We start from the raw sequence: 25,085 nt of genomic DNA, 5'->3' as shown, positions 1-25,085 counted from the left end.
ATGAGCCTGGAAGCACGCGTTACCGATCTGGAAAGCCAGTTGGCGTTTCAGGATGACACCATCCAGGCATTGAGTGATGTGCTGGCGACGCAGCAACGCGCAGTGGAGCGCCTGCAACTGCAAATGGCCGCATTGCTCAAGCGGCAAGAGGAAATGGCCGGTCAGTTCGAGTCCTTCGAAGAAGAGGCGCCACCGCCGCATTACTGAGCCACATTAGTGAGCCTCATTAGTGAAGGGCAGGCCATAAAAAAACCGCGAACAGCTTGGGCTGTTCGCGGTTTTTTTTAGCCTTGGAGTCAGCGACGCGGCAGGGCGGCGATCACATCCTCGGCTTGCAGGCCTTTGTCACGGTTCATGACAGAGAACTCCACGCGCTGGCCTTCGACCAGTACACGGTGGCCTTCACCGCGAATTGCCCGGAAGTGCACAAAAATATCATCACCGGAATCACGGGAAATAAAGCCGAAGCCTTTGGAGGTGTTGAACCATTTAACGGTGCCAGTATCGCGGTTGCTCATGTCATAGCTTGGCGAGGCGGCGGCCGGTGAAGATTTGTAGAAACTGACGGCCAGGTGCAAAAGAATGGCGATCAGGGCAACGACCAGACTGAACAGAACGGCAGGTTGACCGGCGATGACAGGCATCGGGGCGATCAGCGTCAGGGTTTGCAGCACGACAGCCAGAACCAGCAAGGCGCTGACCAGGTTTTGCAGTTGATGGCGCGGGCCTTTGTTCCAGTAAGGGATAACGGGTGCAAGGGTGAGGTTGAGCAGGCCGAAAAAGGCCAGGTACAGCGCATCGGGTTGTTGCAGGTAAGGTAGCGCTTCGGATCGCAGGCTAGGGATGAAGGACAGCAGCAGGGCTGCTGCGCCCATTAGCAGGTGGACGATTTTCAACATTTTGATTAACTCACGTTAAGACGGATCACAAGGAAGAGCTGATGGAGCACGGTTCGCTTCAGAACAATAAGAGGCGTTGGACACGTACCCGGTATCAGCCTATGCGCAGCCCCCGGAAAATAGGCGGTAGCGACACACTGCCTATTTAACAGCAAAGCCCGCGGCTACTCAAATCAGGCGGTCCAGCGGTGCTTTCCACTGGCCGGTGTGCGAGTGACGCTTGCTGATTGTTGTTCGCGCGCAGTGTTCCTCGGATCTTTTGCCTTTTCATTGAGTGATGTTGCGTCAGTACTTGTGGGAAAACGTCCGGCCTAGGACGTGCTCCATGATCTCCCCTCCGTTGTTGGCTTATCCTACGTTGATGGTCATAAAGTCATCTGGATATGCCTGTGCGCCTGCGCTTTTATAAGGAAACGGAATATGACTCTTATAAGCAGCAAGGATGGCAAAGGAGTGTCAACGGTATGGTTCATGAAGACAGGCGAAGCGAGAGGAGGATCGGTCCACTCAAGGATGTGAGGATTGATTCATTAGTCAGCGAATTCGATATGGGCCTGGCCCAGCCATTATCCCGGTCAGTGCGTTTGAATGGCTTTGCAACCTGTTTGCGGCTTGAGCAGGTCTATTGGGATATTTTGGGTGATATGGCCAAGGTCAATTGCTGCTCGGTCAGTGCGCTGTTGTCCCACGTGGATCGCGAAGTGCATTTGCGTCATGGCGGAGTGAAGAACTTCACCGGGCTGGTGCGGGTTGTCTGCGTCGTGCACAGCCTGAAGGAGGGAAGTTGCCTCGTCATGGCTTAGCAGTTGGCGATTGATCGGGTCGAGTGTCGGTCTGTGCAGTCTTACGGCTGCACAGGCTGCATTTAATGGATATAATCCCGCCCTTTGCCGCAAAGCCCAGCATGCGCGGTAGCAATCTGATCGCCGAGACAACCCCCATGCCGATGTACGACTATCAATGTGCTTCCTGTGGTCATCAGTTGGAAGCCATTCAAAAGATCAGCGCAGCACCGCTGGTCGACTGCCCTGCCTGCCAGGCGCCAGAGCTTAAAAAGATGCTGTCCATGCCGGGCTTCCGCCTCAGCGGCACCGGTTGGTACGAAACCGACTTCAAGACCGGTTCCAAGAAAAATCTGGCCGGTGGCGACAAAGCTGACTAGGGTCTAGCGCCCGGGCTGAATGACACGCGCGAGCTCTTGCATCATCTGGCACCTTGTTTAGGTGTGGGGGTGCGGCAAGACCTCCAACCGAATTTCGAATTACGAGAAGTGAAACCACGACCATGATGCGCAGCCATTATTGCGGCCAACTGAACGAAAGCCTGGAAGGCCAGGAAATTACCCTTTGCGGATGGGTTCACCGTCGCCGTGACCACGGTGGGGTGATTTTCCTCGATATCCGTGATCGTGACGGTCTGGCTCAGGTGGTGTTCGACCCGGACCGCGCTGAATCCTTCGCCGCCGCCGATCGCGTGCGCAGCGAATACGTGGTCAAGATCACCGGCAAGGTTCGCCTGCGTCCGGCCGGTGCCACCAACGCCAACATGGCGTCGGGCATGATCGAAGTGCTGGGCTACGAGCTGGAAGTATTGAACGAAGCGGAAACCCCGCCGTTCCCGCTCAACGAGTTCTCCGACGTCGGCGAAGAAACCCGCCTGCGTTATCGCTTCCTCGACCTGCGTCGCCCGGAAATGCTCGAGAAGCTGCGTCTGCGTTCGCGCATGACCACCAGCATCCGTCGCTTCCTGGACGAGAACGGCTTCCTCGATGTCGAGACGCCGATTCTGACCCGCGCCACGCCAGAAGGCGCTCGCGACTACCTGGTGCCGAGCCGTACTCACGCCGGTAGCTTCTTCGCCTTGCCGCAATCGCCACAGCTGTTCAAGCAGCTGCTGATGGTCGCCGGCTTCGACCGTTACTACCAGATCGCCAAGTGCTTCCGCGACGAAGATCTGCGCGCCGACCGTCAGCCGGAATTCACCCAGATCGACATCGAGACCAGCTTCCTCGATGAAAAAGAGATCATGGGCATCACCGAACAAATGATCCGCAACCTGTTCAAGGAAGTGCTGGACCTGGAGTTCGGCGACTTCCCGCACATGACCTTTGAAGAGGCCATGCGTCGTTACGGTTCCGACAAGCCGGACCTGCGTAACCCGCTGGAACTGGTTGACGTTGCCGATCAACTGAAAGAAGTCGACTTCAAGGTGTTCAGCGGCCCTGCCAACGATCCGAAATGCCGCGTTGCCGCTCTGCGCGTTCCAGGCGCGGCAAGCATGCCGCGCAGCAAGATCGACGACTACACCAAGTTCGTTGGCATCTACGGTGCCAAGGGCCTGGCGTACATCAAGGTCAACGAGCGCGCCAAAGGCGTCGAAGGTCTGCAATCGCCAATCGTCAAGAACATTCCTGAGGCTAACCTCAACGTGATCCTTGATCGCGTTGGCGCGGTTGACGGTGATATCGTGTTCTTCGGCGCCGATAAAGCCAAGATCGTCAGCGAAGCCCTGGGCGCGCTGCGGATCAAGGTTGGTCACGACCTGAGCCTGCTGACTTGCGAGTGGGCACCGATGTGGGTTGTCGACTTCCCGATGTTCGAAGAGAACGACGACGGCAGCTTCACCGCGTTGCACCACCCGTTCACCGCGCCGAAGTGCACGCCGCAAGAACTGGAAGCCAACCCGGCAACCGCGCTGTCCCGTGCCTACGACATGGTCCTGAACGGCACCGAACTGGGTGGCGGTTCGATCCGTATCCACCGCAAGGAAATGCAACAGTCGGTGTTCCGTCTGCTGGGTATCAGCGAAGCGGAACAGGAAGAGAAGTTCGGCTTCCTGCTCGACGCCCTGAAATACGGCGCGCCGCCGCACGGTGGTCTGGCCTTCGGTCTGGACCGTCTGGTGATGCTGATGACCGGCGCCCAGTCGATCCGTGAAGTGATCGCCTTCCCGAAAACCCAGAGCGCTGCCTGCGTCATGACTCAGGCACCGGGTCTGGTGGATGCCAAGGCATTGCGCGAACTGCACATTCGTCTGCGCGAAACGCCTAAAGCTGAGTAAGGCTGGCCAGAAGGGCGCATCTTCGGATGCGCCCTTTCTTTATACAATGGTCGAGATTTTTATTTGCTGGCAGGCGCATCATGGCGTGGCGGGCAATGTTTCAAAGATAATTCGGAGCGAGTTATGGCGGGTCATTCCAAGTGGGCGAACATCAAGCACCGCAAAGAACGTCAGGATGCCAAGAAGGGCAAGATTTTCACCAAGTGGATTCGTGAGCTGACGGTTGCTGCTCGTCAGGGTGGTGGTGATCCGGGCTCCAACCCGCGTTTGCGTCTGGCGCTGGATAAAGCGCTGGGTGCGAACATGAGTCGCGACATCATCGATCGCGCGGTTGCTCGCGGTGCCGGTGCTGCCGATACCGACGACATGGTCGAGCTGACCTACGAAGGTTACGGCCCGGGCGGTGTGGCGGTGATGGTCGAATGCATGACCGACAACCGCAACCGCACTGCAGCGGCTGTTCGCCATGCGTTCAGCAAGTGCGGCGGCAACCTCGGCACGGACGGTTCGGTGGCCTACCTGTTCGAGCGCAAGGGGCAGATTTCCTTCGTGCCAGGCGTGGATGAGGATGCGCTGATGGAAGCGGCCATGGAGGCCGACGCCGATGACGTGGTGACCCACGAAGACGGTTCGATCGACGTGTTCACCTCGTTCGCCGGCTTCTATTCCGTGCGCAACGCCTTGGAGGCCGCAGGCTTCAAGGGCGATGACGCGGAAATCGTCATGCTGCCGACCACCAGTGCCGAACTGGACCTGGAAGGCGCCGAGAAGGTGCTCAAGCTGATCGACATGCTTGAAGACCTGGATGATGTGCAGAACGTGTATTCCAACGCCGACATTCCAGAGTCGGTGGCCGCACAGCTCGGATAAGGGCGACTAAGATTCAGTGTGGGAGCTGGCTTGCCTGCGATGGCGGCGTGTCAGGCTACATCATTGTTTGATGTGCCTACGCCATCGCAGGCAAGCCAGCTCCCACATTTGTTATTCGCTGTATTGAATATCGTGCTCTTACCTAACCCGCAGGCGTTATGACTTTAATTCTTGGAATCGACCCCGGTTCGCGTATCACCGGTTATGGCGTGGTACGTGATACCGGGCGTGGCTGCGTGTACGTGGCGTCGGGCTGCATTCGCACGGGCTCCGGCGAGCTGCACGAGCGCCTGCAGATCGTCTATCGGGGTGTACGTGAAGTGATCCAGACCTACGGCCCGGTGACCATGGGCATCGAAAAGGTCTTCATGGCGCGCAATGCCGACTCCGCCCTCAAACTCGGTCAGGCCCGCGGCGCAGCCATCGTGGCCGGTGCCGAGGAAAGCCTGGAAATCGCCGAATACACCGCGACCCAGGTCAAACAAGCGGTGACCGGCACTGGCGGGGCGAACAAGGAACAAGTGCAAATGATGGTCATGCATATGCTGAAATTGACCAGCAAGCCGCAAATCGATGCTTCGGATGCCCTGGCCATCGCGATTTGCCACGCTCACACCCGTTCCAGCCTGTTGCCTCATGGTCTGGGCACAGCACGCAGTCGTGGCGGGCGCCTGCGTCTCTGATAGCATCAGCAATCATTTTTTATGGAATGAGGGTTTTGCGCCTGTGTCGTCGGCGCAAAACCCTTGTTCTGTCAGTCGCCAGCACTGATCTGGCCAAGGCTCAAGGATCTGAAACGTGATTGGACGCTTGCGCGGCACTTTGGCTGAGAAACAGCCGCCGCACCTGATTCTGGATGTAAACGGTCTGGGGTATGAGCTGGAAGTCCCCATGACCACGCTTTATCGCTTGCCGTCGGTCGGTGAACCGCTGACCTTGCACACCCATTTGGTCGTACGCGAAGACGCGCAGTTACTCTATGGCTTCTTTGGCAAGCGCGAGCGAGACTTTTTTCGCGAGCTGATCCGTCTCAATGGTGTGGGGCCGAAACTGGCGTTGGCCTTGATGTCTAGCCTGGAGGTCGACGAACTGGTGCGTTGCGTGCAGTCCCAGGACACCTCGGCGCTGACCAAGGTGCCGGGCGTGGGCAAGAAAACGGCCGAGCGTTTGCTGGTCGAGCTCAAGGATCGCTTCAAGGCCTGGGAAACCGTGCCGGCTATGTTCGCGCTGGTGCCAAACCAGCCGGGTGGGCCAGATGGGCCAGCTCCGGTTGCCACCGCCGAAAATGACGCGGTCAGCGCGCTGATTTCCCTGGGCTACAAGCCGCAGGAGGCCAGCAAGGCGATTTCCGCGATCAAGGAGAAAGGTTTGAGCAGTGAAGACATGATTCGTCGTGCCCTTAAGGGAATGATCTAAGTGATTGAAGCTGATCGTCTGATCGCCGCCACGGGTGGTCCCCGTGACCGCGAGGAAGTCCAGGACCGGGCGATTCGTCCCGTCAGCCTGGCCGAATACATTGGCCAGCCGACCGTTCGCGAACAAATGGAGTTGTTTATCCAGGCCGCGCGCGGGCGCAATGAATCCCTGGATCACACCCTGATTTTCGGCCCTCCGGGCCTGGGTAAAACCACCCTGGCCAACATCATTGCCCAGGAAATGGGCGTGTCGATCAAAAGCACCTCGGGGCCGGTCCTCGAGCGTCCGGGTGATCTGGCGGCGTTGCTGACCAACCTTGAGCCCCATGACGTGCTGTTCATCGACGAGATCCATCGGTTGTCGCCGATCGTCGAAGAAGTCCTGTACCCGGCCATGGAAGATTTCCAGCTCGACATCATGATCGGCGAAGGGCCGGCCGCGCGCTCGATCAAACTCGATCTGCCGCCGTTCACGCTGGTCGGCGCAACCACCCGGGCCGGCATGCTGACCAACCCGTTGCGCGACCGTTTCGGGATCGTTCAGCGTCTGGAGTTCTACAACACCGCTGACCTGGCGACGATTGTCAGCCGCTCGGCGAACATTCTCGGTTTGCCGCTGGACCCGGAAGGCGCCTTCGAAATCGCCCGCCGTGCCCGTGGCACGCCGCGGATCGCCAACCGCTTGCTGCGTCGGGTCCGGGATTTCGCCGAGGTTCGCGCCAAGGGCCACATCACCAAGCCGATCGCCGACCTGGCGTTGAACCTGCTGGATGTCGACGAGCGTGGTTTCGACCATCAGGACCGACGCCTGCTGCTGACCATGATCGAGAAGTTCGACGGTGGGCCGGTGGGGGTGGACAGTCTGGCGGCGGCGATCAGCGAAGAACGTCACACTATTGAAGACGTGCTGGAGCCATATTTGATCCAGCAGGGCTATATCATGCGCACTCCGCGGGGGCGGGTGGTCACTCGACATGCGTACCTGCACTTCGGTTTAAACATCCCGTCACGATTAGGCGAGATGCCCGTGGTAGACGAGTTCCTCGATGCCGTGGACGATTAGTAACCTTTGCGCGCTGATTTATTCGGGATTTGTGCTGTCCCAGGACCGTACTTTCGCCAGAAAGCCGCGAATCAATGAAAAACAGTTGCCTGGCCGGATTGGCAACCTGAGGAGTAAGCACTAGAGTATGCGCGCGCAAAACGGGCTTGAGCCGTTCGCACATCGTTGTCGCGTTTATTACGAGGACACCGATGCGGGCGGCATCGTGTATTACGTCAATTACCTCAAGTTTATGGAACGGGCTCGAACCGAGCGGCTCCGGGAGCTGGGCTTTGCCCAGTCGGCGCTGGCAGGGGAGGACCTGTTGTTCGTCGTGCATTCCAGCGAAGCGCGTTACCACGCGCCGGCGCGACTGGACGACGAGCTGCTGGTAAGCGCTGAAGTAATTGAATTGAACCGGGTCAGCCTGCGCTTCAAACAGCAGGTCAGGCGGGCTACGGATAATGTGCTGCTCTGCGAAGGGCAGTTTCTGGTGGCCTGTGTGCGCACTAACAGTTTGAAACCCCGGGCCATTCCCGAAGCTCTACGTGCGGCCTTTGCCGACGTGAGCGGCGCGGGTACACACTCAAAGCAGGAGATAAAGCGTGGAAGCTAACGTCGTCGACCATTCCTCCATGTGGAGCCTGGTCAGCAATGCCAGTATCGTGGTGCAACTGGTAATGCTGATCCTGGTAGCCGCATCGGTGACCTCATGGATCATGATCTTTCAGCGCAGCAACTTGCTGCGCGCCGGTCGACGTGCCCTGGAGAGCTTTGAAGAGCGCTTCTGGTCCGGTATCGACCTGTCCAAACTCTACCGTCAGGCCGGCAGCAACCCTGACCCGGATTCGGGCGTCGAGCAGATCTTCCGTGCCGGCTTCAAGGAATTCTCCCGTCTGCGTCAGCAGTCAGGCGTTGACCCGGAAGCGGTCATGGAAGGCGTGGCCCGTGCCATGCGCGTGGCCATCTCCCGCGAAGAAGAAAAACTCGAGCAGAGCCTGCCGTTCCTCGCCACCGTCGGTTCCGTCAGCCCGTACATCGGTCTGTTCGGTACGGTCTGGGGCATCATGAACTCCTTCCGTGGTCTGGCAACTGCCCAGCAAGCGACCCTGGCCACTGTGGCCCCTGGTATTGCCGAAGCACTGATTGCTACCGCGATCGGTCTGTTCGCCGCCATCCCGGCCGTTATCGCGTACAACCGTTTTGCTGCTCGCAGCGAAACCCTGCTGGGCCGTTACTACACCTTCGCCGACGAATTCCAGGCGATCCTGCACCGCAAAGTGCACACCAGCGAAGAATAAGCAGGTAATTTCCAATGGCTTTAATCGCTCGAGCTCGCAAAAAGCGCAAGCCGGTTGCCGAGATGAACGTGGTGCCTTACATCGACGTGATGCTGGTACTGCTGGTCATCTTCATGGTGACCGCGCCGATGCTCAATCAGGGCGTGAAAGTTGATCTGCCCAAGGTTTCCAGCGAAGCCTTGCCGCAGGACAACAACACTCAGGTCCTGACCATTTCGATCAAGTCTGACAAGACCTACTACTGGAACCTTGGCAGCGAAGTCGACACCGATAAGCAGCAGGACAAGGCCATGACCTTGCCGCAAATGACCGACGCGGTGACCAAGATCATTCGCGCCGGTACTGAAGGCGGCAAGCGTACCCAGGTATTCATTCGCGGCGACAAGACTGTCGATTACGGCTCCGTCATGGGCGCGATGGGCGGGTTGCAGAAAGCCGGGGTCGGTAATGTTGGCTTGATTACCGAGGCACCCTGATGCAGCAAATGCGAGAGCCGTCCGCCTCGGAAAGCTACTTCTGGCCTAGTGTCTGGGCGATTGTCTTGCACGTGCTGGTGTTCGGCATGCTGTTCGTCAGTTTCGCCTTCACACCGGAGCTGCCGCCGGCCAAGCCGATCGTCCAGGCGACCCTGTACCAGTTGAAATCGAAAAGTCGGGCGACCACCCAGACCAATCAGAAGATTGCGGGTGAAGCGCAGAAATCTGCTGCGCGTCAGACCGAAGTCGAACAGATGGAACAGAAAAAGATCGAACAGGAAGCGATCAAGGCCGCGGAACAAAAGAAGGAAGATGCGGCTCAAAAAGCCGAAGAATCCAAGAAGGCCGACGAGACGAAGAAAGCGGAAGAGGCAAAAAAGGCTGATGAAGCCAAGAAAGCCGATGAAGCCAAGAAGACCGCCGAAGCCAAAAAGGCCGAAGAGAAACAATTGGCTGATATAGCCAAGAAGAAATCTGAAGAAGAAGCCAAGAAAGCTGCTGAAGAAGAGGCCAAGAAAGCGGCCGCTGAAGAAGCGAAGAAAAAGATCGTCGAGGACGCGAAGAAGAAAGCCGCCGAAGACGCCAAGAAGAAATCTGAAGCTGAAGAGGCGAAGAAAAAAGTCGCCGAAGACGCGAAGAAGAAAGCTGCTGCCGATGCCGCGAAGAAAAAATCGCAGGAAGCGTCGCGTAAATCCGCCGAAGAGAAAAAGGCTCAGGCCCTGGCAGATTTGCTTTCCGACACGCCGCAGCGTCAGCAGGCCTTGGCCGATGAGCAGGGTGACGAAGTCGCGGGCAGTTTTGATGATCTGATTCGTGCTCGTGCAGCGGAAGGCTGGGCTCGTCCGCCTTCGGCCCGCAAGGGTATGACGGTCGTGTTGCAAATCGGCATGTTGCCGGACGGTACGGTGACTTCGGTTGGCGTGGCCAAGTCCAGCGGCGATGGTCCGTTTGACGCTTCCGCTGTAGCAGCAGTCAAGAACATTGGACGTTTGACAGAAATGCAAGGAATGAAGCCGAGCGATTTCGCTCCGTATCGTTCATTCAAGATGACATTCACACCTGAGGATCTAGCCTTGTGAGAAACCTTCTTCGAGGAATGCTTGTCGTTATCTGCTGCCTGGCAGGGATAGCGGCGGCCGATGAAAAAAACATTCTGGTCACCAGCGGCAGTGATCGGGCCACCCCGATTGCAGTCGTTCCGTTCGGCAACCAAGGCGGCAGCGTGCTGCCGGACGACATGGCCGAAATCATCGGTAACGACCTGCGCAACTCGGGTTACTACTCGCCGATTCCAAAACAGAACATGATCAGTCAGCCAAGCCAGGCTAGCGAAATCATCTTCCGTGACTTCAAGGCGCTGGGTGCCCAGTACGTCATGGTCGGCAGCATTGTTCCAGCGGGCGGTCGCCTGCAGGTTCAATACGCACTGTTCAACGTCGCCACCGAGCAGCAAGTGCTGACCGGCAGCGTGTCGGGCGGCGTCGATCAACTGCGCGACATGGCGCACTACATCTCCGACCAGTCGTTCGAGAAACTCACCGGTATCAAAGGTGCGTTCTCGACTCGTCTGCTGTACGTGACGGCCGAGCGGTTCTCCGAGAAGAACACTCGCTACACACTGCAACGTTCGGACTATGACGGTGCCCGTGCCGTGACCCTGCTGCAATCGCGCGAGCCGATCCTGTCGCCGCGTTTTGCACCGGATGGCAAACGCATTGCCTACGTGTCGTTCGAGCAGAAGCGTCCGCGCATTTTCATGCAGAACATCGACACCGGTCGCCGTGAGCAGATCACCAACTTCGAAGGCCTGAATGGTGCGCCAGCATGGTCGCCGGATGGTCAGCGCCTGGCGTTCGTACTGTCGAAAGACGGCAACCCGGACATTTATGTGATGAACCTGGGTTCGCGTCAGATCAGTCGCGTCACCAACGGTCAAGGCATCAACACCGAACCGTTCTGGGGTAAAGATGGTTCGACCATCTACTTCACCTCCGACCGTGGCGGCAAGCCACAGATCTACAAAACCAGTGCAAGCGGTGGTGGTGCGGAGCGTGTGACCTTCATCGGTAACTACAACGCCAACCCTAAACTGTCGGCCGATGAAAAGACCCTGGTGATGATCCATCGCCAGGAAGGCTTCACTAATTTCAAGGTGGCGGCCCAGGATTTGCAGCGAGGTAGTGTAAAGATCCTCACTGATAGCACTCTGGACGAGTCGCCTACTGTTGCGCCCAACGGCACCATGGTAATCTACGCCACCCGCCAGCAGGGCCGGGGAGTCTTGATGCTCGTGTCCATTAATGGACGCGTGAGGCTCCCGCTTCCTACCGCACAAGGCGAAGTCAGAGAACCGTCCTGGTCCCCTTACCTGAACTGACGCGGCGCTACACGTTGTACTTAACACACTGGGGTTCATTAGGAGTTTCACGATGGAAATGCTGAAGTTTGGTAAATTTGCTGCGCTGGCTCTGGCCATGGCTGTAGCTGTAGGTTGCTCGTCCAAAGGCGGCGACAATGCCGGTGAAGGCGCTGTTGATCCAAACGCTGGTTACGGCGCAAACACTGGTGCCGTTGATGGTTCCCTGAGCGAAGAAGCTGCTCTGCGCGCAATCACCACCTTCTACTTCGAATACGACAGCTCGGACCTGAAGCCAGAAGCCATGCGCGCTCTGGACGTTCACGCCAAAGACCTGAAAGCAAACGGCGCTCGCGTTGTTCTGGAAGGCAACACCGACGAACGTGGTACTCGTGAGTACAACATGGCACTGGGCGAGCGTCGTGCGAAAGCCGTTCAGCGCTACCTGGTACTGCAAGGTGTTTCCCCAGCTCAGCTGGAACTGGTTTCCTACGGCGAAGAGCGTCCAGTTGCTACCGGCAACGACGAGCAGTCCTGGGCTCAAAACCGTCGCGTCGAACTGCGTAAGTAATTCGTCATGCGAACGTGCCGTCGTGCTGTAACTGTTTTGGCTCTCAGCCTCGCACCGCTTGCGGTGTGGGCTGCGGTTCCTGTGGTCGAGGACAACTCCGGCTATAACAATAGCGGGAGTAGTTATCCGCCTGCGGGTTACGGTACGAACGGCGCCTATGCCGGGGGAGGGGTTTCGGCCCCTGTCTCGGCACAGGGCGAGCTGTTCAACCAACTGCAATCGATGCAGGAGCAGATCTCACGCCAACAGGGTGTGATCGAAGTTCTGCAAAATGATGTAGCGCGCATGAAGCAAGAGAACCTGGAGCGATATCAGGATCTTGATCGGCGCATAGGAACCGGCGTTGCACCAGCCGCGACTCCTGATAATTCTTCCACCGGTGGCAATTTGAATGCCCCCGGTGCAGCAGCCGGCGCGGGAGCGGCAGCCGCTGCCACTTCCACACAAACGCCTGCCGCAGGTAGCGAACCGGCTGATCCGGCGAAGGAAAAACTGTATTACGATGCAGCCTTCGACCTGATCAAGGCCAAGGATTTCGACAAGGCCAGCCAGGCTTTCGCCGCATTCCTGCGCAAATACCCGAACAGCCAATACGCGGGCAACGCCCAGTACTGGTTGGGTGAAGTGAACCTGGCCAAAGGCGATCTGCAAGGTGCAGGTCAGGCATTTGCCAAGGTTTCGCAGCTGTACCCCAAGCACCCCAAAGTGCCTGACTCGCTGTACAAGCTCGCTGATGTAGAGCGCCGCCTTGGTCATACCGACCGGGTCAAAGGCATTCTGCAGCAGGTTGTGTCCCAGTATCCGGGCACTTCCGCCGCTCAGTTGGCTCAACGCGATTTGCAGCGCATGTAAGCTTGCTTGACGCGTTTAGAAGAAACCCGCGCTTGTCGCGGGTTTTTTCGTTAGAATTCATGCCCTTTTTATGAAACACGCTTTTTGGGATCTGCGCGTTGGCGAGGTTCCTTGAAGTGCCTGACGGAGGCGGACAGCCTGTTTAGCTGTTACGCCCGTGGCGACTATGCAAGACACATTGAGAATCACCGAAGTTTTCTACTCGTTGCAGGGTGAAACGCGGACTGCCGGGCTGCCCACTGTTTTTGTGCGCCTGACCGGTTGCCCATTGCGTTGCCAATACTGCGACAGCGCCTACGCGTTCACTGGCGGCACCATTCGCACGCTCGATGACATCCTCGAGCAAGTGGCCGGTTTTCGCCCGCGTTATGTTTGTGTCACGGGCGGCGAACCCCTGGCGCAACCGAATGCCATTCCCTTGCTCAAGCAGTTGTGTGACGCCGGCTACGAAGTGTCGCTGGAAACCAGTGGCGCGCTGGATATTTCAGCCGTCGATCCACGGGTCAGTCGCGTCGTCGACCTGAAAACCCCGGGTTCGAAGGAAGCGCACCGCAACCGCTATGAGAACATCGAACTGCTCACGTCTAACGATCAGGTGAAGTTTGTCATCTGCTCGCGGGAAGACTACGACTGGGCCGTGTCCAAGCTGATTCAATACGGTCTTGACCTGCGTGCCGGCGAAGTCCTGTTCTCGCCGAGCCACCATGACCTGAACGCGCGTGATCTGGCGGACTGGGTGGTGGCGGACAATCTGCCTGTGCGTCTGCAATTGCAGCTGCATAAATATCTTTGGAATGACGAGCCGGGGCGCTGAAATGACTGAACAAACGAACACTGCAGAAAAACGTGCGGTCATCCTGCTGTCCGGCGGCCTCGACTCTGCGACAGTCGTGGCCATGGCCCGCGCTGAAGGCTACAGCTGCTACACCATGAGCTTCGATTACGGTCAACGGTCTCACGCCGAATTGCACGCCGCCGCACGTGTCGCCCAAGACTTGGGTGTGGTCGAGCACAAGGTGATCGGCCTGAACCTGAACGGTATCGGCGGTTCGGCATTGACCGACACCAGTATCGACGTGCCGGAAGAGGCGGGCGAAGGTATTCCGGTGACTTACGTGCCGGCGCGCAACACGGTGTTCCTGTCGCTGGCGCTGGGTTGGGCTGAAGTGCTTGGCGCGCGTGACATCTTTATCGGTGTCAACGCGGTGGATTACTCCGGTTACCCGGATTGCCGTCCCGAGTTCATCGAAGCCTTCGAGCGCATGGCCAATCTGGCGACCAAGGCCGGGGTAGAAGGGCAGGGCTTCCGTATCCAGGCGCCACTGCAGAACCTGAGCAAGGCGCAGATCGTTCAGGCTGGGGTGAAGCTTGGCGTCGATTACGGGCTGACTGTTTCCTGCTATCAAGCGGACGATAACGGCCGTGCCTGCGGTAAATGCGACAGCTGCCGCCTGCGTGCAGAAGGCTTCGCGGCGGCCGGTGTGACTGACCCAACACCTTATTTTTGATTTATTTCAAATTAGGTGTTGAATAGTCCTTAAAAATCAGTATTATACGCGCCACCACACAGCGGGTCGTTAGCTCAGTTGGTAGAGCAGTTGGCTTTTAACCAATTGGTCGTAGGTTCGAATCCCACACGACCCACCATTTTAAAAAATCTGGAAGGCCCACGTAAGTGAGGATTTCCGGGTTTTTTTTTGCCCGCGATTTGAGGTCGACTCAGTCCGGGTGACGCAGGTCAGAATCATCTTTTGCATCCATGGGATATTCTGTAGCCTTGCGCAGCTTCAACGCTATCCACGCCTGATGAATACTCACTCTCCCGGCGGTACCCTGAAGGGTCCAGAGCCGGGTGTATACTCGACTTTCGCGCGAAAGCGCCTGCAGGTCTTGCGAACATGACGCAGATTTCCGAACGCCTTCTGGTTCAAGCCCACCTCGACGCCAAGCAGCCCAAGCCGCTGACAGCCGAGGAAGAGGCTTATTACCGTACTGCCATCGCTGCCGAGCTCAAGGCTCAGGACGCGGTGCTGGTTGCCCACTTCTATTGTGATCCGGTCATTCAGGCCCTGGCCGAAGAAACCGGTGGCTGCGTCTCCGACTCTCTGGAGATGGCCCGCTTCGGCAATGCCCATTCGGCCAAGACCGTGGTGGTCGCCGGCGTGAAGTTCATGGGCGAAACCGCGAAAATCCTCAACCCTGAAAAGCGCGTGCTGATGCCGACCCTGGAAGCGACCTGCTCGCTGGACCTGGGTTGCCCGGTAGACGAGTTCTCGGCGTTCTGCGATCAGCACCCGGAGCGTACAGTGGTGGTGTATGCCAACACCTCGGCGGCGGTCAAAGCCCGGGCAGACTGGGTGGTGACTTCCAGCTGTGCGCTGGAAATCGTCGAAAGCCTGATGGATAACGGCGAAACCATCATCTGGGCCCCGGACAAGCACCTGGGCACTTACATCCAGCGCAAGACCGGTGCCGACATGCTGCTGTGGGACGGTGCCTGCATCGTCCATGAAGAGTTCAAGGCCAAGCAGCTCGAAGACATGAAAGCGTTGTACCCGGATGCGGCCATTCTGGTGCACCCGGAGTCGCCGACCGCCGTCATCGAGTTGGCCGACGCGGTGGGTTCCACCAGTCAGTTGATCGCTGCGGCGCAAAGTCTGCCGAACAAGACCCTGATCGTCGCGACCGACCGCGGCATCTTCTACAAGATGCAGCAGCTGTGCCCGGACAAGGTCTTTATCGAGGCGCCAACGGCCGGTAACGGCGCGGCCTGCCGCAGTTGCGCGCATTGCCCGTGGATGGCGATGAATACCCTTGAGCGCATGCTGAAGAGCTTGAAGGAAGGGACTAACGAGATCTTCGTCGACCCGGCGTTGATTCCGCAGGCGATTCGGCCGCTCAAGCGCATGCTTGATTTCACGCAGGCGGCGCGGATGAAGTTGGCCGGCAACGCCTGAGAGCTGTCAGTCAAGATGCAAAAACTGTGGGAGCGAGCCTGCTCGCGATAGCGTTCTGTCAGTCACATCCATGTTGACTGATACGCCTCTATCGCGAGCAGGCTCGCTCCCACAATGATTTGTGCTCTGCGCAAATTACTTGGCCTTCTTTGGAATCCGCACGAGCTGGGTGTTGGAGTAGATGTCATGCCAGCTGCGCTTCTGCTTGTCGAACAGCGACCAGAAGAACCCCAGCCCGAGGCATAGCCAGGACGCGATCGATACCACAAAGCGCAGCAGCGCCTGCCACAGGCTGATGGATGAGCCATCGGCGTTTTGCACGCGGATGCCCCAGACCTGCATGCCCAGCGTCTGCCCCGACCAGATCCAGAACTTGGCGAAGAAGCCGAACAGCACGAACAGCAGAACCGTCGATAGCAGCGGATCACCGTCCAGCGCGCCGGCGTCGGTCAAGGTGCGCATTTGGCCTTCGCCGATGATCGCCATCTGGATCATCTTGTAAATGCCGCTGGTGACGATCAGCAGGGCGGTGCATAACAGGAAGTCGTAGAACATCGCTGCCAGGCGACGACCCAGGCCGACGGCGGGGAAGTCGCCCTGTGGGTTGAGCAGGTGTTTCGACATGGCAGCCTCTGAATGGAAAAAGAAGCCATTTTACGGATTTACGCGCACAAAAAAGCCCCTGATGTCAGCATCAGGGGCTTTTTCGTTACAGAAGATCAGGCTTCTGCTTGTACTTCGTCAGCCTGCATGCCTTTTTGGCCTTGCACAGCAACGAACGTCACTTTTTGGCCTTCTTTCAGGCTCTTGAAGCCGTTGCCCTGAATAGCGCGGAAATGTACGAACAGATCCGGACCGCTTTCTGGAGTGATAAAACCAAAACCTTTCTCGTCGTTAAACCACTTGACGGTACCGCTCTGACGTTGGGACATTTCTTATTTCCTTTGACGCAAAAATGAATGACAGCCTCCTTCTGATGAAAGAGTACTGGGGCTGGTTGCAGGAGAGTAAGAAGACGTCGAACGGGATGTAGCTAACTTGTAGGCTACTGCCCAGGTCACGATTCCAAGCGACCCATGCAAACACAGTGAACAAACTCTACGCCAACTACGGGAGAAAAAACAAGCCCTGCGAAGGCCCGTGTTTCCTCGGGTTGGTGACACTAGCGCAGGCTTATTCGATAGCGTCGTTCAGATGTTTTCGATCGTTATAAGTAACGTTCATAAACGAAACGTACGCACTGTTTTATGGCGGCTGCGTTACAGATTAGTGCACTGTTAACGCAGTCGCGTTACTTATAGAAACAGTCAATCAACCGCGATAGTAGCGTTGTGGAACAAATGGCATTTTGCTTACAAGCAAAGGCACCTTTTTCCCACGAACAATCGCCCAAACTGGCGTATCCAAAGCGATATAAGCGCTGTCGAGGTAACCCATGGCCAAAGGACCGCCAAGGGTCGGACCGAAACCGCCGCTGCACACGCTGCCGATGATTTCACCGGCGTCGTTGACGATCTCTGCACCTTCGCGCACTGGCGTACGTTCCTGCGGCAACAGCCCAACGCGTTTGCGGCTGACACCGGCTTGCTGCTGCGCGAACACGGTTTCAGCGCCGGGGAAGCCGCCCGCCCGCGCGCCATCGGCACGACGAGGCTTGGAGATGGCCCACAGCAGGCTCGCTTCGATTGGGGTGGTTTCGGTGTTCATGTCATGGCCGTAGAGGCACAGGCCGGCTTCCAGGCGCAGGGAGTCGCGAGCGCCGAGGCCGATGGCCGCCACTTCCGGTTCGGCCAGCAGGGCGCGAGCCAGGGCTTCGGCATTGGCGGCCGGCACGGAAATTTCGAAACCGTCTTCACCGGTGTAGCCCGAACGGCTGACAAAGCAGTCCACGCCCAACAGCTTCACGCGGGCGAACTGCATGAAGGTCATCTTCGCAACTTCAGGCGCCAGGCGTGCGAGCACGGTGACGGCGGCCGGACCTTGCAACGCCAGCAGTGCGCGTTCTTCGAACAACGGCTCGATGGTGCACTGGCCGCCGATGTGCTTGCGCAGGTGCGCCAGGTCCTGATCCTTGCAAGCCGCGTTGACCACCAGGAACAGTTCGTCATTACCGAGGTTGGCGACCATCAGGTCGTCGAGAATGCCGCCGGCCTCGTTGGTGAACATCGCGTAGCGCTGCATGCCCACCGGCAGGTCGATGATGTCCACCGGCACCAGGGTTTCCATGGCTTTGGCCGCGTTGGTGCCAGTCAGGCGGATCTGGCCCATGTGCGAAACATCGAACAACCCGGCCTGATCACGGGTGTGCTGGTGTTCTTTCATCACGCCCAGCGGGTATTGCACCGGCATGTCGTAGCCGGCAAACGGCACCATGCGGGCGCCGAGTTCGAAGTGCAGTGCGTGCAACGGGGTTTTCAACAGTTGTTCGGTGGACATATCCAGCTCCTGAAAATAGTGCAGATGCGTGCATCAGCACTCGATAATGTTGACCGCCAAACCGCCACGGGCGGTTTCCTTGTATTTGCTTTTCATGTCGGCGCCGGTCTGGCGCATGGTGCGGATGACTTTGTCGAGGGAGACGAAGTGCTGACCGTCGCCGCGCAGGGCCATGCGCACCGCATTGATGGCCTTGACCGAGCCCATGGCATTGCGCTCGATGCAAGGTACTTGCACCAGCCCACCAATCGGGTCGCAGGTCAGGCCGAGGTTGTGTTCCATGCCGATTTCGGCGGCGTTTTCCACCTGCTGCACCGTGCCGCCCAGCACTTCGCACAAGGCGCCGGCCGCCATGGAACAGGCGACGCCGACCTCGCCCTGACAGCCGACTTCGGCGCCGGAGATCGAGGCGTTTTCCTTGTACAGAATGCCGATCGCGGCGGCCGTCAGCAGGAAACGCACGACGCCATCTTCGTTGGCACCGGGGATGAAGCGCATGTAGTAATGCAGCACCGCCGGGATGATTCCGGCCGCGCCGTTGGTGGGCGCGGTGACCACGCGTCCGCCGTTGGCGTTTTCTTCATTGACCGCCAAAGCGTAGAGGTTGACCCAGTCCAGCACCGACAGCGGATCGCGCAGCGACGATTCCGGGTTATTGCACAGTTGCCGATGCAGCGCCGCAGCCCGACGTTTGACCTTCAGCCCACCAGGCAGGATGCCTTCGTTACGACAACCGGCTGCGACGCAGTCTTGCATCACTTGCCAGATTTTCAGCAAACCGGCACGGGTTTCCGCTTCCGGACGCCAGGCGCTTTCATTGGTCAGCATCACTTGGCTGATGGACAAGCCGTAGGTGCTGCAATGACCGAGCAGGTCCTTGGCGCTTTTGAACGGGAAGGTCAGCGGCGTGGCGTCTTCGACGATGCGGTCGGCACCGGCAGCGTCCTCATCGACCACGAAGCCACCACCGACCGAGTAGTACTCGCGGCTGCGGATTTGCAGGCCAGCGGCATCGAACGCGCGAAAGATCATGCCGTTGGGGTGATAGGCCAACGGTTTGCGGATCATCGCCAGGTGTTCTTTCTCGTTGAACGCAATGCTGTGTTCGCCGAGCAGGTTCAAGCGACCATTGCCGCGAATCTCTTGCAGGCGAGTGGCGACGGTTTCGGTGTCTACGGTATCCGGGTGTTCGCCTTCCAGGCCCAGCAACACAGCCTTGTCGCTGCCGTGGCCTTTGCCGGTGGCGCCGAGCGAGCCGTAGAGCTCGATTTTGACGCAGGTGGTTACTGCCAACAGCCCTTCACGGCGCAGACCTTCGGCGAAGCGCGCAGCAGCACGCATCGGGCCGACGGTGTGGGAGCTGGAGGGGCCGATGCCAATCTTGAACAGGTCGAACACGCTTAACGACATGGTTGTTCTCCGGTTTCTTGTTATAGGAATTGGCTAAAATCTTTTGGCTGGATTCGGTCCTGTGGGAGCTGGCTTGCCTGCGATAGCGGTGTGTCAGGCAAGCGGGATGCTGACTGATCCACCGCTATCGCAGGCAAGCCAGCTCCCACAGGGTTTTGTGGTGTTCTTGAATGTGGGGGCGAGTAAACCCGCCCCTCCATAGATCAAGCGTAGCTTTCGATCGACGGGCAGGCGCAGACCAGGTTGCGATCGCCGAAGACGTTGTCGACGCGACCGACCGGTGGCCAGTACTTGCCTTCGATCAGCGACGCTACCGGGTACACCGCTTGCTCGCGGCTGTATGGGTGAGTCCACTCGCCGACGATTTCAGCGGCGGTGTGCGGTGCGTTTTTCAGCGGGTTGTCGTCCTTGTCCAGTGTGCCGTTTTCCACCGCGCGGATTTCTTCGCGGATGCGGATCATGGCGTCGCAGAAGCGGTCCAGTTCTTCCTTGGATTCGCTTTCGGTCGGTTCGATCATCAACGTACCGGCCACCGGGAATGACATGGTCGGGGCGTGGAAGCCGAAGTCGATCAGGCGCTTGGCAACGTCATCGACGCTGATGCCGCTGCTGTCTTTCAACGGACGCAGGTCGAGGATGCATTCGTGCGCCACCAGACCGTTGCTGCCGGTGTACAACACTGGGTAATGCTCTTCGAGGCGACGGGAAATGTAGTTGGCATTCAGGATCGCCAGTTGCGAAGCACGCTTGAGGCCCGCGCCACCCATCATTCGAATGTACATCCAAGTGATCGGCAGAATGCTCGCGCTGCCGAACGGTGCCGCGCAGACCGCGCCTTCCTTGCGTTCCATCTGCGCGTGGCCCGGCAGGAACGGCGTCAGGTGCGACTTGACGCCAATCGGGCCGACGCCCGGGCCGCCACCGCCGTGTGGGATGCAGAAGGTTTTGTGCAGGTTCAGGTGGGACACGTCGCCGCCGAACTTGCCCGGTGCGCAGAGGCCGACCATGGCGTTCATGTTGGCGCCGTCGATGTACACCTGGCCGCCGTTGTCGTGAATGATGCCGCAGATTTCGCGGATACCTTCTTCGAACACGCCATGGGTCGATGGGTAGGTGATCATCAGCGCGGCGAGGTGTTCGCGGTGCTCGATGGCCTTGGCGCGCAGGTCTTCGATGTCGACGTTGCCGCGGGCATCGCAGGCGGTCACGACCACGCGCATGCCGGCCATGTTAGCGGTGGCCGGGTTGGTGCCGTGGGCAGACGAGGGGATCAGGCAGATGTCGCGACGGTCTTCGCCACGGCTCTGGTGGTAGGCGCGAATCGCCAGCAGGCCAGCGTATTCGCCCTGGGAACCGGCGTTCGGTTGCAGGGAGATCGAGTCGTAACCGGTGGCGGCGCAGAGCATCGCTTCCAGTTCATCGGTCAACTGCTGGTAGCCGGCGCTTTGCTCGGCCGGGGCGAACGGGTGCAAGGCACCGAATTCAGCCCAGGTGACCGGGATCATTTCGCTGGCGGCGTTGAGTTTCATGGTGCAGGAACCCAGCGGGATCATGGTGCGATCCAGGGCCAGGTCCTTGTCGGCGAGCTTGCGCAGGTAGCGCATCAGCTCGGTTTCCGAGTGATAACGGTTGAACACCGGGTGGCTGAGGATCGGCGACTGGCGTACCAGCGCGGCCGGGAGGGTGCTGACCACCGAGGCAGCGAGGGCGGCGAAATCTGGCAGCGCCTTGCCTTCAGACAGCACGCTCCACAGGGTTTCAACGTCAGCTTGCGACGTGGTTTCGTCCAGCGACAGGCCCAGACGTTCAGCATCGACGACGCGCAGGTTGATCTGCTGAGCACGCGCCTGGTCGTGCAGCTTGGCGGTGTTAACGCCGGTTTTAATTGTCAGCGTGTCGAAGAAGTTGGCTTGCTCGACGGTCAGGCCTAATGCGCTCAAGCCTTTGGCGAGGATCGCGGTCAGGTGATGAATGCGCTGGGCGATCTGCGTCAGGCCTTTCGGGCCGTGGTACACGGCGTACATGCTGGCGATGTTGGCCAGCAATACTTGGGCGGTGCAGATGTTGCTGGTGGCTTTCTCGCGGCGGATATGTTGCTCGCGGGTCTGCATGGCCAGGCGCAGGGCCGGCTTGCCGAAACGGTCCACGGAAACGCCGACCAGACGGCCCGGCATGTCGCGCTTGAACGCATCACGGGTGGAGAAGTAGGCCGCGTGCGGGCCACCGAAGCCCAGCGGCACGCCGAAGCGTTGCGCGCTGCCGATGGCCACGTCGGCGCCAAATTCGCCCGGCGGAGTCAGTACGGTCAGGGCCAGCAGGTCAGCGGCGACTGCCACCAGCGCATTAGCCGCGTGGAAGCGCTCGGTCAGTTCGCGGTAGTCGAACACGTCACCGTTGCTGGCCGGGTATTGCAGTAAAGCACCGAAGAACGCGCTGACGTCGCTCAGTTCGCGCTCGTCGCCGACCACCACGTCGATGCCCAACGGCTCGGCACGGGTGCGCAGCACGTCGAGGGTCTGCGGGTGGCAATGAACCGAGGCGAAGAACGCATGGCTGCCTTTATTCTTGCTCAGGCGTTTGCAGAAGGTCATCGCTTCAGCAGCAGCGGTGGCTTCGTCGAGCAGCGAGGCGTTGGCGATCGGCAGGCCGGTGAGGTCGCTGATCAGGGTCTGGAAGTTCAGCAGCGCTTCGAGACGGCCCTGCGAAATTTCCGGCTGGTACGGGGTGTAGGCAGTGTACCAGGCCGGGTTTTCCAGCAGGTTGCGCAGGATTGGCGACGGCGTGTGAGTGCCGTAGTAGCCCTGACCGATGTAGGTCTTGAACAGCTGGTTTTTGCCGGCGATGGATTTGATCAGCGCCAGGGCATCCGCTTCACTCAGGCCATCTTCCAGGCCGAGGACGCTGGTGCCTTTGATGCTATCGGGAATCACGCTGGCGCTCAGGGCTTCCAGGGAGTCAAAGCCGAGGCTGTTGAGCATGGCTTGCTCATCGCCGGCACGCGGGCCGATGTGGCGCGCGATGAATTCGTTGGCGGTGCTGAGGTTTACTTGAGTCATGTCAGTGCTCCTCAGGCTTCAGCGTTGGCTTTGATCAGACGGTCGTAAGCGTCTTGATCCAGCAGTTGGCCGACAGCCGAGGCGTCGGTTGGCTGGAAGCGGAAGAACCAGCCTTCGCCCAGCGGATCTTCGTTGACCAGTTCAGGGCTGCTGTCCAGCGCCGGGTTCACTTCCAGCACTTCGCCGTCGAGTGGCATGTACACGCCGCTGGCGGCTTTTACCGATTCCACGGTGGCGGCTTCAGCGCCTTTGTCGTAGGACTGCAGCTCAGGCAGTTGTACGAAAACCACGTCGCCCAGGGCGTTCTGTGCGAAAGCAGTGATGCCGACTGTGACGGTGCCGTCAGCTTCGGTGCGCAGCCATTCGTGATCTTCAGTAAAACGCAACTCGCTCATGGAAACTCCTAAGGGGGCCAGACTCGTCTGGTGGACGCGATTGAATGCTTGGGCAATGCCCATGATTTATGAGGGGTTACCTAGCAAAATCGCGGCCAATGTTATTTATTCTTTATGAATCAATGAGTTATTTGTTTTTGGTAAAGATCGGAATGGACTGGCTGTAGCGAAATCGCTACAGCACAGACTGAAGAAAAAAGCTGAGGTGGATCAAAGCCTTGCACAGCGGTGATCAGGGGATGGTGTAGCGATTTCATTCCACTGTAGCGCTTTCAGTACAGATGGAGGTCGCTTTTGAAAACGATTTTGCGAAGCAGCGCAGAACCTGTGGGAGCGGGCTTGCCCGCGATGAGGCCATCACATTCAACATTTATACTGAATTTTATATCGCCATCGCGGGCAAGCCCGCTCCCACAGGGTTTTGTGGTGTTGAGGGGATTGTGTTCAGCCACAAGCCTTACGGTTTGTTAGGTATGCCGTACTTACGCAACCGATGGGCAATCGCGGTGTGGGAAGTTTGCAGGCGGCTGGCCAGTTGGCGGGTCGAGGGGTAGCTGACGTAGAGCTTTTCCAGCAGGGTTTTCTCGAACTCTTCCATGGCCTGTTCGAGGCTGTCGACTTCGGTATCGCTCTGGCGCGCCACTGAGGTGCCGGCGATATCGAGATCGCCGATGTCCACCAAGCTGCTTTCGCAAATTGCCGCGGCGCGGAAGATCACGTTCTGCAGTTGCCGCACATTACCCGGCCAACGGTTGCCCAGCAGCGCCGGATAAGTGCCCGGCGCCAGGCGACAGACCGGGCGCTGGATCTGCGCGCAGGCCTGCTGCATGAAGTAGCGCGCCAGCAGCAGAATGTCCTGGCCACGCTCGCGCAGGGGCGGGACTTCGACATTCAGCACGTTGAGGCGATAGAACAGGTCTTCGCGGAAGGCACCTTCGCTGACCATTTTTTCCAGATCGCGGTGGGTTGCGCTGAGGATCCGCACGTTGACCTTCACTTCGCGATCGCCACCAACCCGCCGGAAGCTGCCGTCGTTGAGAAAGCGCAGCAGTTTCGCCTGCAAGTACGGCGACATTTCACCGATCTCGTCGAGAAACACCGTGCCCTGGTTGGCCAGTTCCATCAGCCCCGGTTTGCCGCCCCGTTGCGCGCCGGTGAAGGCTCCGGGGGCGTAGCCGAACAGCTCGCTTTCGGCGAGGTTCTCCGGCAGTGCCGCGCAGTTCAAGGCCAGGAATGGCGAGCTGTGGCGGGCGCTGATGGCGTGGCAGGCGCGCGCCACCAGTTCTTTACCGGTGCCGGTTTCGCCCTGGATCAACAATGGTGCATCGAGGGCAGCGACTCGCTGGGCGCGAGCCTTGAGCGTACGAATCGCCGGGGATTCGCCGAGCAGGGCGTCGAAGCCTTCGGCGTGGTCGTGGTGCAGCGCCGAGAGGCGTTCACCGATGCGGTTCGGTTGATACAGGGTCAGCAGCGCACCGGCGTCGGTGATCGGCGTGGCATCCAGCAGCAGGGTCTGACCGTTGACGGTGATCTCGCGCAACGGCAGGCGAAAGCCGTTTTCCAGCAACGTGTCGAGCAGCGCCGGGTCGGCAAACAGCTCGCTGATGCTTTCACCCGCCGGTTCGCGGCCGTACAGGGCAATCAGTGCCGGGTTGGCCAGCAGCACCTTGCCGGCACTGTCCAGCGCCAGCACCGGGTCGGTCATGGCGGCGAGCAACGCATCGAGCTGCAAGTGCCGGCGCTGGCCGGGAAGGATGTCGACCACCGTCACCGCTTGCACGCCGCGCACGCTGAACAGCGCATCGCGCAGTTCTTCGAGCACTGCCGGGCTCAAGGTCGGGGCGTCGATGTAGACGTTGGGCGGGACCATTTCCACCGCATCCAGATTGAGATTGCGCCCACCGAGAAGGGCCAGGACTTCCTGGGTGATTCCGACGCGGTCGATGAAACTGACGTGGATACGCATGGGGCGGTTGGGTTCTGGAGTGC

26 protein-coding genes and 1 tRNA gene are annotated in these 25,085 nt (G+C 59.0%); 19 read left to right on the top strand and 8 right to left on the bottom strand.

Annotated elements, in window-relative coordinates:
- The gene (locus tag AB7M22_RS20070; protein WP_008006666.1) at positions 1-207 is read left to right on the top strand and encodes a SlyX family protein; all 207 of its coding nucleotides are present in this window, start codon (positions 1-3) and stop codon (positions 205-207) included.
- Between the two features lie 89 nt (positions 208-296).
- Here AB7M22_RS20070 and AB7M22_RS20065 read toward each other — a convergent pair whose 3' ends face one another.
- The gene (locus AB7M22_RS20065) at positions 297-899 is read right to left on the bottom strand and encodes a cold-shock protein (RefSeq protein WP_008006667.1); all 603 of its coding nucleotides are present in this window, start codon (positions 897-899) and stop codon (positions 297-299) included.
- A gap of 464 nt (positions 900-1,363) precedes the next feature.
- Between AB7M22_RS20065 and AB7M22_RS20060 the strand changes: the two genes are divergently transcribed.
- From AB7M22_RS20060 to nadA, 18 genes are all read left to right on the top strand, one after another.
- A complete protein-coding gene (locus AB7M22_RS20060) occupies positions 1,364-1,702 on the top strand; it encodes a ribbon-helix-helix domain-containing protein (protein ID WP_454188840.1) in 339 nt (112 codons plus the stop codon).
- A 137-nt stretch (positions 1,703-1,839) separates the two neighbouring features.
- Complete coding sequence (locus AB7M22_RS20055; protein ID WP_010457489.1) at positions 1,840-2,061, top strand: FmdB family zinc ribbon protein; 222 nt, start codon at positions 1,840-1,842, stop codon at positions 2,059-2,061.
- 122 nt (positions 2,062-2,183) lie between these two features.
- Positions 2,184-3,959 carry an aspartate--tRNA ligase gene (gene aspS / locus AB7M22_RS20050; protein ID WP_454187570.1) on the top strand — a complete coding sequence of 592 codons (1,776 nt, stop codon included), beginning with the start codon at positions 2,184-2,186 and terminating at the stop codon, positions 3,957-3,959.
- A 123-nt stretch (positions 3,960-4,082) separates the two neighbouring features.
- Positions 4,083-4,829, top strand: coding sequence for a YebC/PmpR family DNA-binding transcriptional regulator (locus AB7M22_RS20045; RefSeq protein ID WP_007897038.1), 747 nt, complete (start codon positions 4,083-4,085; stop codon positions 4,827-4,829).
- 158 nt (positions 4,830-4,987) lie between these two features.
- Complete coding sequence (gene ruvC, locus AB7M22_RS20040; protein ID WP_007897036.1) at positions 4,988-5,512, top strand: crossover junction endodeoxyribonuclease RuvC; 525 nt, start codon at positions 4,988-4,990, stop codon at positions 5,510-5,512.
- A 115-nt stretch (positions 5,513-5,627) separates the two neighbouring features.
- The gene (gene ruvA / locus AB7M22_RS20035) at positions 5,628-6,245 is read left to right on the top strand and encodes a Holliday junction branch migration protein RuvA (protein WP_454187569.1); all 618 of its coding nucleotides are present in this window, start codon (positions 5,628-5,630) and stop codon (positions 6,243-6,245) included.
- Positions 6,246-7,307, top strand: coding sequence for a Holliday junction branch migration DNA helicase RuvB (gene ruvB / locus AB7M22_RS20030; protein WP_008006678.1), 1,062 nt, complete (start codon positions 6,246-6,248; stop codon positions 7,305-7,307). It begins immediately after the preceding gene.
- A 127-nt stretch (positions 7,308-7,434) separates the two neighbouring features.
- Entirely contained in the window at positions 7,435-7,902 is a 468-nt protein-coding gene (ybgC, locus tag AB7M22_RS20025) for a tol-pal system-associated acyl-CoA thioesterase (protein ID WP_007933231.1), read from the top strand.
- On the top strand, positions 7,892-8,587 hold the full coding sequence (gene tolQ / locus AB7M22_RS20020; protein ID WP_007897030.1) for a protein TolQ: 696 nt from the start codon (positions 7,892-7,894) through the stop codon (positions 8,585-8,587). The genes ybgC and tolQ overlap by 11 nt, the downstream gene beginning before the upstream one ends.
- Before the next feature lie 23 nt (positions 8,588-8,610).
- Positions 8,611-9,063: a protein TolR gene (gene tolR / locus AB7M22_RS20015; protein ID WP_162130599.1), complete on the top strand. Its 453-nt coding sequence runs from the start codon at positions 8,611-8,613 to the stop codon at positions 9,061-9,063.
- Entirely contained in the window at positions 9,063-10,142 is a 1,080-nt protein-coding gene (gene tolA, locus AB7M22_RS20010; RefSeq protein WP_007897028.1) for a cell envelope integrity protein TolA, read from the top strand. Before tolR ends, tolA begins: the two co-directional genes overlap by 1 nt.
- A complete protein-coding gene (gene tolB / locus AB7M22_RS20005; RefSeq protein WP_454187568.1) occupies positions 10,139-11,440 on the top strand; it encodes a Tol-Pal system beta propeller repeat protein TolB in 1,302 nt (433 codons plus the stop codon). The genes tolA and tolB overlap by 4 nt, the downstream gene beginning before the upstream one ends.
- Positions 11,441-11,492: 52 nt before the next feature.
- On the top strand, positions 11,493-11,990 hold the full coding sequence (gene pal, locus AB7M22_RS20000; protein WP_003178634.1) for a peptidoglycan-associated lipoprotein Pal: 498 nt from the start codon (positions 11,493-11,495) through the stop codon (positions 11,988-11,990).
- A gap of 6 nt (positions 11,991-11,996) precedes the next feature.
- Positions 11,997-12,842, top strand: a complete 846-nt coding sequence (ybgF, locus tag AB7M22_RS19995; protein WP_454187567.1) for a tol-pal system protein YbgF — start codon at positions 11,997-11,999, stop codon at positions 12,840-12,842.
- Between the two features lie 166 nt (positions 12,843-13,008).
- Positions 13,009-13,656, top strand: a complete 648-nt coding sequence (gene queE, locus AB7M22_RS19990) for a 7-carboxy-7-deazaguanine synthase QueE (protein ID WP_454187566.1) — start codon at positions 13,009-13,011, stop codon at positions 13,654-13,656.
- Between the two features lies 1 nt (position 13,657).
- Entirely contained in the window at positions 13,658-14,350 is a 693-nt protein-coding gene (gene queC, locus AB7M22_RS19985) for a 7-cyano-7-deazaguanine synthase QueC (RefSeq protein WP_007903317.1), read from the top strand.
- Positions 14,351-14,413: 63 nt separating this feature from the next.
- Positions 14,414-14,489: transfer RNA gene (locus AB7M22_RS19980), tRNA-Lys, on the top strand.
- A 251-nt stretch (positions 14,490-14,740) separates the two neighbouring features.
- Positions 14,741-15,799 carry a quinolinate synthase NadA gene (gene nadA / locus AB7M22_RS19975; RefSeq protein ID WP_454187565.1) on the top strand — a complete coding sequence of 353 codons (1,059 nt, stop codon included), beginning with the start codon at positions 14,741-14,743 and terminating at the stop codon, positions 15,797-15,799.
- A 135-nt stretch (positions 15,800-15,934) separates the two neighbouring features.
- Here nadA and AB7M22_RS19970 read toward each other — a convergent pair whose 3' ends face one another.
- The 7 genes from AB7M22_RS19970 to AB7M22_RS19940 form a co-directional block, all read right to left on the bottom strand.
- The gene (locus AB7M22_RS19970) at positions 15,935-16,423 is read right to left on the bottom strand and encodes an RDD family protein (RefSeq protein WP_454187564.1); all 489 of its coding nucleotides are present in this window, start codon (positions 16,421-16,423) and stop codon (positions 15,935-15,937) included.
- 95 nt (positions 16,424-16,518) lie between these two features.
- Positions 16,519-16,731: a cold-shock protein gene (locus AB7M22_RS19965; protein WP_003175786.1), complete on the bottom strand. Its 213-nt coding sequence runs from the start codon at positions 16,729-16,731 to the stop codon at positions 16,519-16,521.
- 379 nt (positions 16,732-17,110) lie between these two features.
- Positions 17,111-18,235, bottom strand: a complete 1,125-nt coding sequence (gcvT, locus tag AB7M22_RS19960; protein ID WP_454187563.1) for a glycine cleavage system aminomethyltransferase GcvT — start codon at positions 18,233-18,235, stop codon at positions 17,111-17,113.
- 33 nt (positions 18,236-18,268) lie between these two features.
- Positions 18,269-19,645 carry an L-serine ammonia-lyase gene (locus AB7M22_RS19955; protein WP_454187562.1) on the bottom strand — a complete coding sequence of 459 codons (1,377 nt, stop codon included), beginning with the start codon at positions 19,643-19,645 and terminating at the stop codon, positions 18,269-18,271.
- Positions 19,646-19,848: 203 nt separating this feature from the next.
- Entirely contained in the window at positions 19,849-22,701 is a 2,853-nt protein-coding gene (gene gcvP / locus AB7M22_RS19950; protein WP_454187561.1) for an aminomethyl-transferring glycine dehydrogenase, read from the bottom strand.
- Positions 22,702-22,712: 11 nt separating this feature from the next.
- Positions 22,713-23,096, bottom strand: coding sequence for a glycine cleavage system protein GcvH (gcvH, locus tag AB7M22_RS19945; protein WP_008005432.1), 384 nt, complete (start codon positions 23,094-23,096; stop codon positions 22,713-22,715).
- Between the two features lie 457 nt (positions 23,097-23,553).
- Positions 23,554-25,062, bottom strand: a complete 1,509-nt coding sequence (locus tag AB7M22_RS19940; protein ID WP_008005433.1) for a sigma-54-dependent transcriptional regulator — start codon at positions 25,060-25,062, stop codon at positions 23,554-23,556.
- Positions 25,063-25,085: the final 23 nt, after the last annotated feature.

The organism is Pseudomonas sp. ADAK2 TE3594, from assembly GCF_053628675.1.
This window is presented reverse-complemented; position numbering and strand designations above follow the sequence as displayed.